Genomic DNA, 11,761 nt, shown 5'->3' on the forward strand with positions numbered 1-11,761 from the left:
CTCACTCCGGCATTGCTCCGCGGGCCGCCGCGACGGGGCGTCCCTGCCCCGTCGCGGCTAAACCGGCGTCCTGCCGGTTTACCCGCTCCTCAATCCCTGCGTTCGGCCTCGGGCTTATTGGGGCAGTCAGATCAAGATCAAAAGCAAGAGCACAGCGGCCTACAGGCCGGCTTGAGTGGTAGAAGCCAGATCAAAAGCCAAAGCCAAAGCGAAAACCAAATCTGAAACTGGTGCAGCACTGCTTTTCTGTGGGAGCTGGCTTGCCTGCGATGCAGACACCTCGGTTTTTCAGGTACACCGAGGCGATGCTATCGCAGGCAAGCCAGCTCCCACAGTTGACCGTGCCCGCTGTAGATTTTGATCTTGATGTTGCCTTTGCTCCACACCACTCAAGCCGGCCTGTAGGCCGCTGTGTTCTTGATCTGCTTTTGATCTTGATCTTGGGCGCCCCGTTAAACCACGCTGGCCGAACGCAGGTAGTACGGAGCGGGTAAACCGGCAGGACGCCGGTTTAGCCGCGACGGGGCAGGGACGCCCCGTCGCGGCGGCCCGCGTAGTAATACCGGAGCTGAGGGCACACCGAGCCTAGGCGAGGTGCCGAGTGGTGGGGCAAGAGCGTTTTGCTTACTTTTGCGCTTTTCAAAAGTGAGCCGCTGTAAGAGCGGAACCCATACCAGCCATCACCCAAATAACGGATATGCTCCCAACCCCAGGGCACTACAAATTCCGGCTATGCCGATAATCACTGACCGCCTCATACACCGCCTTGCGCAATCGATTAATCCCCCCAATCGGCCGATGCGCCTCCACCCCAAACCACGGATTGAACGACTGGTTATCACACGCCAGATTCAACTCGGGTGTATCAAAATCCTGCGCCGGAATCACCACCTTGGCCACCGTCTCAAACGGCGCATCACTCTCTTTCCATTCAATGCTGGTGTCCTCGATCGGCATGAACTTCTGCGGATTCTGCCGCTGAACCTGCAACACAAAACACGCCGCCACCCGGTCGTTGGACAGTTGCTGATTCAACGCACTGCGCAAAAAGTTCGGCAGGTCCTGGTTCTGCTTGGGCAGCACATACGCAGGACAACCCTGGGGATCCGGCGCCACTCGAAACTTCGCATTCGCCGTCCCAAACTTATACGGCGACACCGAAAAGTAAGTCGTCTGCACAGGGCTCACCGGCGGTGGCGCCAACGTCGCCAGCGCGATAAACAGATGCCGCACCTGCCAACTGCGCGGATCCACCCCGGGGAAAAACGCCATGACTTTCTTGCCATCAGCCTGAGCCGAAATGTTCTGCGCGTACTCCGCCACATCACTGACAAAAAAGTTCGGATGGCTGAACATCACAAAATCCTGCTCGCTCCGCGCCTGCTGATCCGCCAGCAACTGTTTGCCCGGCACGTCCAGCAACTTGATCGCCATGCCCCGGGCGTCCCGGATGCTGTCGAACTGCGGATACGCATTGCCATTGGACAGACGCATCATCGCCTGCCAGGTCTTGCCCGGCTCGGCGAATACACCCTGGCGCAGGGCCGGGTCGAGGTCCGGCAGTACGCTGACCTCGGCCTTCACGCAACCATGGGCCTTGGCATGCGCATCCCGCAGGTAGCGCGTGCCTTCGCGGTGTTGATCAACGATGCGCACCGCGGTCTGGATGATGCCCTGGGTCATGGCCGCTTCCCCCGGGGGAATCTGTTCATCCGGCGACACCGGGCCGCTGTGCTGCCAACTGAACCACAGGGTGGACAGCAACCAGCCCAGCAGCCCCAGGCCCACCAGCCATAACACGGTCTTGCCGAGAAACGCGCCGAGGCGCAGCCAAAGTCGAGCGAGCATTTTAAAATCCTTTTCTGCGAAGTCGGTGGGTCAGGGCAGTTGCTGTTCCAGCGGGCCGCCCAGCACTTTCAAATATTCCAGCAGCGCCCAGCGTTCCTGGGGCAGCAAGCCTCGGCCAATCACTCCGTTGCCACGTTGCCCCGCGCGGAATTCATGGCCGCTGTTGTGGTTGCCGGTGACGCGCGTATCGAACAGGAAGGCGTTGGGGAACGCTGCCGTTTGATAGCCCAGGTGGCGCGGGTCGTATTCAAAGGTGCCTTTATAGAAGGTCGGGCTGCGCTCGTCCTGGGGCGAGAGCAATTGGTAGATCGTCGGCACCGAGCCGTTGTGCAGGAACGGCGGCGTCGCCCACACCCCGGCCAGTGGCCGAGCCTTGTAGGCGCGCAGTTCGCGCACGCCGATGGGCAGGCCGAAACCGTCCAGTTGAGGACGTTCGGCGGGCGTCACGCCGGCGGCGCGGTAGGCGTGGTCTTCGACAAAGGCAGTGATGTAGGCCAGGCCTTTGGCTGAAGAGAGGCTGCGCAAGTCCAGCGGTTCGGTGGGCGTGGGGTGCAGCTCGACGTTCATTTTTGCCAGCTCCGCCGGGTCCCATTGCAGGGCGCTGAGGTCGAAGCGGTGGTCAGCGATATTGTTGGCAGTATTGGGGTCGGTGCCGATCACCTCCACCGGGAGCATTTTCAGTTGCCGCACGGGGCGGCCATCGACCTGGGACACCGCCGGCACGTGGCAGCCGGCACAGTTTTCCGCGAACAGTGCGCGGCCTTGGGCGGCCAGTGGTTTGTCGATGGCGCCGAACAGGTCTTCCGGCCAGGTCGGCGGCTTGAGGCGTTTCAGGGTTTCTTCGAGGGTACTCAGGTCGCGTACCCGCACGCTGGAGGGATAGCGCGCATCGCCCTTGAGCGGCTGGCCGGCGCTGTCGAAGAAGTCCAGCGTGGCGCCGACGCCCAGGGCTTCGCCGATGTTGCGGGCCATGGGCTGCTGGGCCGAGCCGTTCCATTGCACCCAGTCGAAGGTCCAGATGTCCCACAGTTGCGGGTAGTCCACCGGGGCGTTGGCGATGCGGTAGTTGTCCGGGGAAATGGCGTCGCCGAAGCTCGCGTTGGCGATGCGGCCAAAGGCGTCGGTACGGCCCGGGCCTTCTTCCGTAGGGTAGAGGCCTCGGTGGGTGTCGTTCCAGGCAACCTTGAGGAAGTTGTCCAGGGACTTTTTGAAGTCCTGGCGCAGTTGCGCTTTGCTCTGGTCGTTGTAGTCGTGTCCCAGGACGGTATGGGCAAAACGCTCGAATTTCCACGGGTTGTAGTAGGTCGAGGTGAGGCTGGCCACCAGCGCCTGGCCGAAGCTGCCACCGCGCAGCGTCGGTACGCTGGACGGCAACACATGTTGCGCCGGGCCGCCGTCGATACGCAGGCCCTGGCCCTTGAAATTCAACTGGCCGGTGTGGCAGGCGGCGCAGGTGATGTCGAGGAACTCATCACGGCTGCCGGGGTTTGTATGCCGGGCGAAACCCACCGGCAGGTTGCCGGGGTTCTGCGCAGTGGGCACCTGTTTTGGGTCTACCAGGAAACCGAAGCGCGCCAGGTATTCGGGCGTGGCGAAACGCTGCTCGGAGAACGGCAGTTCCAGTGCCGTAAACCAGTCATAGCGCAGGCCCTTGACCTGGGTGCCCTGGGGCGTGAAGTAATACGTCTGGCGATCTGCGGCGCTCCATTGGTCCTGGTAGTGCACCTGTTCCACCGGCACATAAACCGGCAGCTTCGGGTTGACCACGTAATAGAGCACCACCGCCAGGATCAGCCCCAGCAGTATGAAAATCATCAGCAAAACACGGGAAAAAATGCGCAAGATAACTATCCTTGTCGAGTTGTGTCGTTCTTATGCCATCAGGCCACCAGTGCGGCAAGTGGCCATGAGTCTGGTTCCAGCGGTCCTGCCTTCCGTTGCAGAGCCATAGAATGAATGAAAATGCTTTTAAACACGTGAACTTATCAGAAGTTTCCTGCTCACATGCCGGTAGCCATTGGTCGTGGCCGCCTGATAAGCTCGCGACTTTACTCGAATGCCCTTTTGGCACACGAACAAGGAAATAGCATGAAACAGCATCGGTTGGCGGCGGCGGTGGCCCTGGTTAGCCTGGTACTTGCGGGTTGTGATTCGCAAACCAGCGTAGAGCTGAAAACCCCGGCGCAAAAAGCTTCCTACGGTATCGGCCTGAACATGGGCAAAAGCCTTGCTCAAGAAGGCATGGATGACCTGGACTCCAAAGCGGTAGCCCAAGGCATCGAAGATGCCGTCGGCAAGAAAGAACAGAAGCTGAAAGACGACGAGTTGGTCGAGGCGTTCGCCGCACTGCAGAAGCGTGCTGAAGAACGTATGGCCAAGATGAGCGAAGAGTCGGCAGCCGCCGGCAAGAAATTCCTCGAAGAAAACGCCAAGAAAGACGGCGTTGTCACCACCGCTTCCGGTCTGCAATACAAGATCGTGAAGAAAGCGGACGGTGCCCAGCCCAAGCCTACCGACGTCGTGACGGTTCACTACACCGGCAAGCTCACCAACGGCACCACCTTTGACAGCTCCGTGGATCGCGGCAGCCCGATTGACCTGCCGGTCAGCGGCGTGATCCCAGGTTGGGTCGAAGGCCTGCAACTGATGCACGTTGGCGAGAAGGTCGAGTTGTACATCCCGTCCGACCTGGCCTACGGTGCCCAGAGCCCGAGCCCGGCGATTCCAGCCAACTCCGTGCTGGTATTCGACCTGGAACTGCTGGCCATCAAGGATCCGTCCAAGGCCGACGCTCCTGACGCACCGGCTGCTCCTGCTGCCAAGAAGTAATCAGCGTCTGAACATACAACGCCCCGTCTCGACGGGGCGTTGTTGTTTCTGGCCTGTGCATAACTTTTCCAGTTGAATCCAGGCCGCATCCAACCGAACCCCTGCGGTCTAGAGCAGTCTGATAAAAGACTCGAGCACGGGTAGACGCAGATCAACTTCAAGTCAATGAATTCTTGGGTTTTTTTTATGTGCGCAAAAAACGCCCGATCTGACTGTAGGCCTTGTATTACGTGGCTTTCAGGCTGGAAAATGGGCTCTGTTCACAAGGTTATCCACAATTTGTGTGGATAACCTTTTCTGTCGCCTGGAACTGGAGTGACGATGAAAGCGCCGTTTAATTTCACCCGCTTCCTGCCGATGGCCGCTCGCCTGCTCGGCCGCGGGCGCCTGCCTACGCTGCTGTTCGCGGTGGCGGCCAAAGGTTCGAGCCAGGGCAACCGGCTGGGCAAGCTCAAGGACGACCTCAAGCTGCTGCAGGCGTTGTGCCTGGCCTACTGGCGCGGCGAGTACCGGGCCATCAGCCCCAAGGCGCTGATTTCGGTGGTGGCGGGGCTGATGTATTTCCTGAGCCCGATTGACGCGATCCCGGACTTTATCCCGGTGTTCGGCATGCTCGATGACATTGCCGTGCTGGCGTGGGTCATGAAGACCCTGGACGGCGAGCTGAGCGCTTTTCGTGCCTGGCGCGAGCGTCAGCGCCCCGAAAAGCTCGCAGTGGTTGAGCGCCTTCCTGCGACGCCTCAGCTGCTCGCTCAAGAAAATCCGCAAAAAAACTGAACCTTGCGAATATCCCCCTGCGCTCTTTGTGGCTGTTAGGATTACACTCCTAAGGAAAGTACTTACGAAGTAAGTGTTGTGATCCTACGGGGCAGTCATGGATATTCAGATAATTACAAAGGATGGCGAACCCGAGTACGCGGTTCTGCCATGGGCTCAGTACCAGGCGCTGCTAAAAGCCGCCGGTCAACAACAGCCGACACCTCCTGCTTCGACCATTAGCCAAACCGCTGCCGAACCGGATCTGCGCCCTCTGGAGCAGCTGCGAAGCCTGCGCGAGGCCAAGGGCCTGGCCATCGAGACATTGGCACGCACAGTGGGCATCAGCCCGTCTTACCTGGGCTTGATCGAAAGTGGTGAACGCCAGCCGGACGCTGCCATCCGCCGCAGCCTGGCTTGGGAATTGGGCGTTGCAGGTTGGAGGGACGAAACGTGAGCGTACGCATCAGCCGTCAACATTGGGATGGGTTAATCAACGAACTTGACCAGGCGCGCCGACAGCGCCACCTCTTGACGTACCGCGCCTTGCTGGAGCGCCTGCAATTTCCCACGCCAGCCATGCAAACCCTGACGGCCGCGCTGGAACACCTGGCGGCGCTGGATGCCAAGGCGGACCAGCCGCTGCGCAGTTCCCTGGTGATCAGCCAGGGGGCGAGCCGCCTGCCACGTACCGGATTCTTTGAGTGTGTGGAGCGTCTTGGACGCTTCTGCGGGCCGTCCGATGGAGTGGCCGCCGCGTCGTGGCACGCATCGGAAGTGGTGCGGGTGTTTGAGTACGATTATCCCGAGTCTGCCGAAGCTTAGGCGCACGCCGCTGCTACAGGGATTCCGGCTCTTCCAGCTGCAGACTGTCGATCACATGAATGCTGTAGCCCGCCACGTTTTTTGCGTGGTGCTTGGCCTGGGAGGCCAGTTCCGCCAACTGGCTGGCATCGAGTTGTCCACAGGCCTGTGGATATAAGTGCACCACACCGATCGACAGCGACAGCAACGCAAATTCCTGGCGCACTCCCTGGCGGTTCAACGCGACAAAACACCCCGCGTCCACGTGCTCGCTGCGATAGAAACGCCGGCACTGGGTATGGAAGTCGTCCAGCAACTGGTTAAGCCGCTTGCGCCAATCCTGCGGCCCCAGCACCAGCAAAAAGTCATCACCGCCGATATGCCCGACAAAGTCGCGGCTGGGGTCTACCCGGTCGTTCAGGCATTGCGCCAGGCACAGCAGCACCTCATCGCCCCGGCCATAGCCGTAGATATCGTTGAACGGTTTGAAGCTGTCGATATCCACGTAGCAGATCACCGACTCACGCTGTTGCTGCAACAACCGCGTCAGGCACTGCTGGATCGGTACGTTGCCCGGCAGCAAGGTCAGCGGGTTGGCATAACGCGCCTGTTGGATTTTCAGCTCGGTAATCAGCTTGAGCACATCGATCACCCGGCCCAGTCCCAGGTAATCGCCGTTGAGGGTGATGATGAAGTCTTCCTCGATCCGCTGGCGTGCACGGCTGGTGAGCAGGCGGCTGACTTGCTGCAAGGACTGGCTCAGTTCCACGGCAAGGAAGTCATCACTCATCAAGCGGCTGATGGGTTTGCGGGCGAACAGGTCGGTGGCGAATGGCTTGAGCAGTGCGTCCGACAACGAGTGCCGGTGCACGATACCGATCGGATGGCCACGCTCATCCAGCACCGCCAGGGAGTTGAGGTTGGCCTGGCGGCGGAAGGCTTCCAGCACCTGCGCCGTGGCGGTGTGCTGGCCCACGGCCGGTTGTTCGTTGAGCAGGGCGCTGAGGTCGCTGCCTTCGTCGTTCAGGGCGACGTTCGCGCTGTCGGGCTTGGGCAGCATCAACCGCGCTTCCTGCGGCGGATGTTCCTGAGGGCGGCAGAGCAGGTAGCCCTGCACCAGGTCGACGCCCATCTCGGTGAGCACCGCCAGCTCTTCCGGTAGTTCGATTCCTTCGGCGATGACTTGTGCCCGGGAGGCCTTGGCGATTTGCAGGATGGAGCCGACAAACTCGCGCTTGAGGGCGTCCTGGTGGATGCCGTCGATAAAGTGCCGATCGATCTTCACGTAGTCCGGGCGCAGCTCCGACCACAGCCGCAGGCTGGAATAGCCGGCGCCCAGGTCATCCAGGGCAATCGAAAAACCCATGGCGCGGTAATGATGCAGCGCGGTTTGCAGCAGTTGAAAATCGTCGGTCGGGGTTTGCTCGGTCAGTTCGATCACCACCTGGCTGGGCGGGATGCCGAAGTCACTGAGCAGTTGTAGGGTACGGCCGGGCTGGTGGGCGGTTTCCAGCAGGGACTCAGGCGAGACGTTGAGGAACAGCTTGCCCGGCAGTTTCTGGTCGCTGAAACGCCGGCAGGCACTTTCCCGGCAAAGCATCTCCAGTTCACTGAGGCGCCCGGCGTGACGGGCCACGGAGAACAGTGCAATGGGGGAGTGCAGCGGGCTGTTGGACGGGCCGCGACTGAGGGCTTCGTAGCCGACGATACGTCGTTCGGACAGGGAAATGATCGGTTGGAACAGACTGTGCAAACTGCCTTGAGCCAGGATTGAGCCCAATGCGTTCAGCTGTTCGGTCATGGTCATGATTTTCTCTGGTCGAAAAAAAAGGACCTGCTTAAGCAGGTCCTTCATTTCACGACAGAATGATGTCTATTTGATGACACTCCGGGGAGCGTTCACATTAAATCGCCATCATTTACTGCTTGGCCACCGTCTTACTGATTTTCAAGTAATCCAGCAGGATGCGCCCGGTCTCGCTCAGGTAGGCATCATCTTCCGGCTTGGTTTTATCAGGCTCGGCGGCGATCGCGTCTTCGTCTTCTTTCTTCAGTTCCTTGAGTGGAGCTTCGCCTTTGGCCTTGCGGCGGGCGTTCTCCAGCACCAGTTGCTGATTCTCGATGTCGGTGTGCTGCGCACGACGGTCGGCTTCGTTGAGGCTGACGGTTTTCTCTTCCATCAACTTCTTGGCCAGGGCCAATTTGTCGCGGATAAAGATGAACTCGGCATCCTTGGCGGAGCGGGCTTCGTGATCAGTTTTCAACTGCGCCACGTACGGTTTGAACGGGTCCACCGCCGGCTTGATCGCAGGACGGATGGTGTCCCACGGCATCGCCTCGGGCAGGGCGCTCTCGCCGATTTCCTTGGTGTCGATGATCGACGGGAAATCGATATCCGGCAGTACGCCCTGATGCTGGGTGCTCTGGCCGGAAACCCGGTAGAACTTGGCCAGGGTCAGTTTCAGCTCGCCATGGTTCAGCGGCTGGATGGTCTGCACGGTGCCTTTGCCGAAGGTCTGGCCACCGATGATCAGCGCGCGGTGGTAGTCCTGCATCGCGCCGGCAAAAATCTCCGAAGCGGACGCCGAGAGGCGGTTGACCAGCAACGCCATTGGCCCTTTGTAGAAGGCACCCGGGTTCTCGTCTTCCAGCACGTCCACACGGCCGTCAGCGTTACGCACCAGCACGGTCGGACCCTTGTCGATAAACAGACTGGTCAGTTCGGTGGCTTCCTGCAGGGAGCCGCCGCCGTTGTTGCGCAGGTCGATGACCACGCCGTCGACTTTGTCTTTCTGCAGTTCGGTCAGCAGTTTCTTGACGTCGCGGGTGGTGCTCTTGTAGTCCGGATCACCGGCGCGGAACGCTTTGAAGTCAAGGTAGAAGGCCGGGATTTCAATCACGCCCAGCTTGTAGTCCTTGCCATCCTGCTTGAGGTTCAGGATCGACTTCTTGACCGCCTGGTCTTCCAGTTTCACCGCTTCGCGAGTAATCGAAACGATTTTGCTGGTCTGGTCGTTCGGTGCGTTGGTGTGCGGAATCACTTCCAGGCGCACCACGCTGCCTTTCGGCCCGCGGATCAGCTTGACCACTTCGTCCAGACGCCAGCCGACCACGTCGACCATCTCTTTGTCGGCCTGGGCCACACCGATGATCTTGTCGGCCGGAGCGACCTGCTTGGTCTTGTCGGCCGGACCTGCCGGCACCAGACGCACGATTTTCACCTGGTCGTTATCGCTTTGCAGGACGGCACCGATGCCTTCCAGCGACAGACTCATGTTGATATCGAAATTTTCCGCGTTATCTGGCGACAGATAATTGGTGTGCGGGTCGTAGGACATTGCGAAGGTGTTGATGTAGGCCTGGAAGATATCTTCGGCACGGGTCTGGTCCAGACGTGCCAGCTGATTCTTGTAGCGCTTGGTCAACAGTTCCTGAATGGCCTTCGGCTCTTTGCCGGCAATCTTCAGGCGCAGGACTTCATCCTTGACGCGCTTGCGCCACAGGTCGTCCAGCTCGGCTTCGGTGGTCAGCCAAGGAGCGTCCTTGCGGTCAACCAGCAAGGTCTCTTTCTTGGTGAAATCGAATTTGTCGACGCCCTTGTTCAGCTCACCAATGGCGAAGTCCAGGCGCGCCTTGACGCGGTCCAGGTAGCGCTTGTAGATGGTGAAGCCGGGCTGCAGGTCGCCGCTCTTGAGGAAGTCGTCAAACTGCGTCTTCCACTTGTCGAACTCGGTGATGTCGCTGGCCAGGAAATAGCTGCGCGAGGGATCCAGCAGCTTGAGGTAGCTGTCGTAAATGATCACCGAGCGAGCGTCGTCCAGCGGCGGCTTGCTGTAATGGTGGCGCTTGAGCAACTCAACGACGTTAAGGCTCGCAATCACCTCATCGCGATCAGGCTGAAGGTTGTCCCAGCTGTTGGCTGCGAACGTATTGCTCGATAGCGGCAAAAGGCCGATACCGATAAAAAGAGCGAGGGCGGTGCTGGGGAACAAATGCTTCATGCTGATTCGACGCGGGGGCAATTGATAACGCATATTAGGCCGTCTTTGAAGTCGCCGGTTCCATATGGGCCGGTCGCATAATGCAAAAAGCCCGGCGCTACAGCAACGGGCTCAGTCCAGACTCACTATGGAGGCACTGTGAAAGCATTGCAAGGCGTTGAAGGTCATGTGGAGTGGCAAGAAGAGCCGAGTCCTACATGTGATGTAGGCCAAGTACGCATTCGTGTGGCGGCTGCGGGCCTGAATCGGGCCGATTTATTACAGCGTTCGGGGCTCTATCCTCCGCCTCCCGGCGCGAGCCAAGTGCTGGGCCTGGAGTGTTCCGGGGTGATCAGCGAAGTCGGCGCCGGTTCGTCGTGGCAGGTGGGTGACCGGGTTTGCGCCCTGCTGGCAGGCGGCGGGATGGCCGAAGAAGTGGTGGTGGATGCCCGTCATGTGCTGCCGGTGCCGGAAGGCGTGTCCCTGGCCGAAGCGGCCGGGTTGCCTGAGGTGTACAGCACCGCGTGGCTGAACCTGTTTCAGTTGGCGGGCCTCAAGCCCGGCGAGAAGGTGTTGTTGCATGCCGGCGCCAGCGGCGTGGGCTCGGCGGCGATCCAGCTGTGCAAGGCATTTGGCAGCCCGTGCTGGGTCAGCGTCGGCTCGGCGGATCGCCTGGCCTACTGTGAAGCGCTGGGAGCCCAGGGCGGTGTGGTACGTACCGACGGCATCGAGAGCTTGAGTGATTTTGGCCCGTTTGATGTGATTCTTGACCCGGTGGGTGGCAACTACGCGGCGCTGAACCTGAAACTTGCGGCTCGTGATGGGCGTTGGGTGTTGATTGGGTTGATGGGCGGCCGTGAGGCGCAGCTCGACCTGGCGCAGGTGTTGGCCAAGCGTGTGCAGGTGTTGGGGTCGACGTTGCGTAGCCGGGATGATCAGTTCAAGGCTGACCTGTTCAGTGACTTGAGCCAGCATGTATGGCCGTTGTTTGCCGAGGGCCGTTTGAGTCCGCAACTGGCCAAGACATTTCCTATCAAGGATGCCGAGGCTGCGTTTGCGGAGCTGGCGACCAATCAGATTTCCGGGAAGCTGGTGTTGGTGATCGACGAGAGTCTGACCTGATTTCAGATGCATCATTTGTGTTGGGGTTGAGTTGGGCGGGGTGTATATCCGTTATTTGGGCTGTTGCTGATATTGGTTCCGCTCTTACAGCGGCTCACTTTTGAACAGCGCAAAAGTAAGCAAAACGCTCTTGCCCCACCACTCGGCACCTCGCTTGGGCTCGGTGTGCCCTTGTAAGATTGTTTTCACCTGCTTCAGACCGTAGTGCCCTCTGATTTCGAGATCGTGAGTGAGCATGGGTCGGAGCAGGTTCCTTCCTAAACTAGTCCGAACGGTTGCCTGGGCGCAAAGCCCGATTCTGCAAGGTTGGACGTGAGGAAAACGCTATGGACCATGACTCTGCGTTCGTCGGAATTGATGTTTCCAAAAACAAGCTCGACTCATTCGTCAGCACTACTGGCCAAGTCGAACAGTTTTTCAAT

Annotated in this window: 10 protein-coding genes; 5 read left to right on the forward strand and 5 right to left on the reverse strand. The window is 59.7% G+C overall.

Annotated features, from left to right (window positions below; translation table 11 throughout):
• Positions 1-717 precede the first annotated feature (717 nt).
• Both P3C29_RS32205 and P3C29_RS32210 read right to left on the reverse strand, forming a co-directional pair.
• Entirely contained in the window at positions 718-1,848 is a 1,131-nt protein-coding gene (locus tag P3C29_RS32205; protein WP_275966430.1) for a catalase family protein, read from the reverse strand.
• Positions 1,849-1,878: 30 nt separating this feature from the next.
• Positions 1,879-3,690: a di-heme-cytochrome C peroxidase gene (locus P3C29_RS32210; RefSeq protein ID WP_275966431.1), complete on the reverse strand. Its 1,812-nt coding sequence runs from the start codon at positions 3,688-3,690 to the stop codon at positions 1,879-1,881.
• A 246-nt stretch (positions 3,691-3,936) separates the two neighbouring features.
• On the opposite strand from P3C29_RS32210, the gene P3C29_RS32215 reads away from it, so the two are divergent.
• From P3C29_RS32215 to P3C29_RS32230, 4 genes are all read left to right on the forward strand, one after another.
• Entirely contained in the window at positions 3,937-4,677 is a 741-nt protein-coding gene (locus tag P3C29_RS32215; RefSeq protein WP_010166430.1) for an FKBP-type peptidyl-prolyl cis-trans isomerase, read from the forward strand.
• Between the two features lie 321 nt (positions 4,678-4,998).
• Positions 4,999-5,454, forward strand: a complete 456-nt coding sequence (locus P3C29_RS32220; RefSeq protein ID WP_169385881.1) for a YkvA family protein — start codon at positions 4,999-5,001, stop codon at positions 5,452-5,454.
• A 97-nt stretch (positions 5,455-5,551) separates the two neighbouring features.
• Positions 5,552-5,890 (forward strand): helix-turn-helix transcriptional regulator, encoded by a 339-nt coding sequence (locus P3C29_RS32225; RefSeq protein ID WP_169385880.1) that lies wholly within the window; start codon positions 5,552-5,554, stop codon positions 5,888-5,890.
• A complete protein-coding gene (locus P3C29_RS32230; protein ID WP_010166435.1) occupies positions 5,887-6,258 on the forward strand; it encodes a hypothetical protein in 372 nt (123 codons plus the stop codon). The genes P3C29_RS32225 and P3C29_RS32230 overlap by 4 nt, the downstream gene beginning before the upstream one ends.
• A gap of 13 nt (positions 6,259-6,271) precedes the next feature.
• Here P3C29_RS32230 and P3C29_RS32235 read toward each other — a convergent pair whose 3' ends face one another.
• Both P3C29_RS32235 and P3C29_RS32240 read right to left on the reverse strand, forming a co-directional pair.
• Positions 6,272-8,044: a bifunctional diguanylate cyclase/phosphodiesterase gene (locus tag P3C29_RS32235; RefSeq protein WP_085989901.1), complete on the reverse strand. Its 1,773-nt coding sequence runs from the start codon at positions 8,042-8,044 to the stop codon at positions 6,272-6,274.
• Positions 8,045-8,156: 112 nt separating this feature from the next.
• Positions 8,157-10,238: a carboxy terminal-processing peptidase gene (locus tag P3C29_RS32240; RefSeq protein ID WP_178120968.1), complete on the reverse strand. Its 2,082-nt coding sequence runs from the start codon at positions 10,236-10,238 to the stop codon at positions 8,157-8,159.
• A gap of 138 nt (positions 10,239-10,376) precedes the next feature.
• On the opposite strand from P3C29_RS32240, the gene P3C29_RS32245 reads away from it, so the two are divergent.
• Positions 10,377-11,339: a zinc-binding dehydrogenase gene (locus P3C29_RS32245; protein WP_275966433.1), complete on the forward strand. Its 963-nt coding sequence runs from the start codon at positions 10,377-10,379 to the stop codon at positions 11,337-11,339.
• A gap of 84 nt (positions 11,340-11,423) precedes the next feature.
• Here the strand turns inward: P3C29_RS32245 and P3C29_RS32250 are convergent, their stop codons facing one another.
• The gene (locus P3C29_RS32250) at positions 11,424-11,576 is read right to left on the reverse strand and encodes a hypothetical protein (RefSeq protein ID WP_275966434.1); all 153 of its coding nucleotides are present in this window, start codon (positions 11,574-11,576) and stop codon (positions 11,424-11,426) included.
• Between the last annotated feature and the right edge of the window lie 185 nt (positions 11,577-11,761).

The sequence above is a fragment of the Pseudomonas sp. 1912-s genome, from assembly GCF_029269205.1.
In the GTDB taxonomy this organism is placed as follows: domain Bacteria; phylum Pseudomonadota; class Gammaproteobacteria; order Pseudomonadales; family Pseudomonadaceae; genus Aquipseudomonas.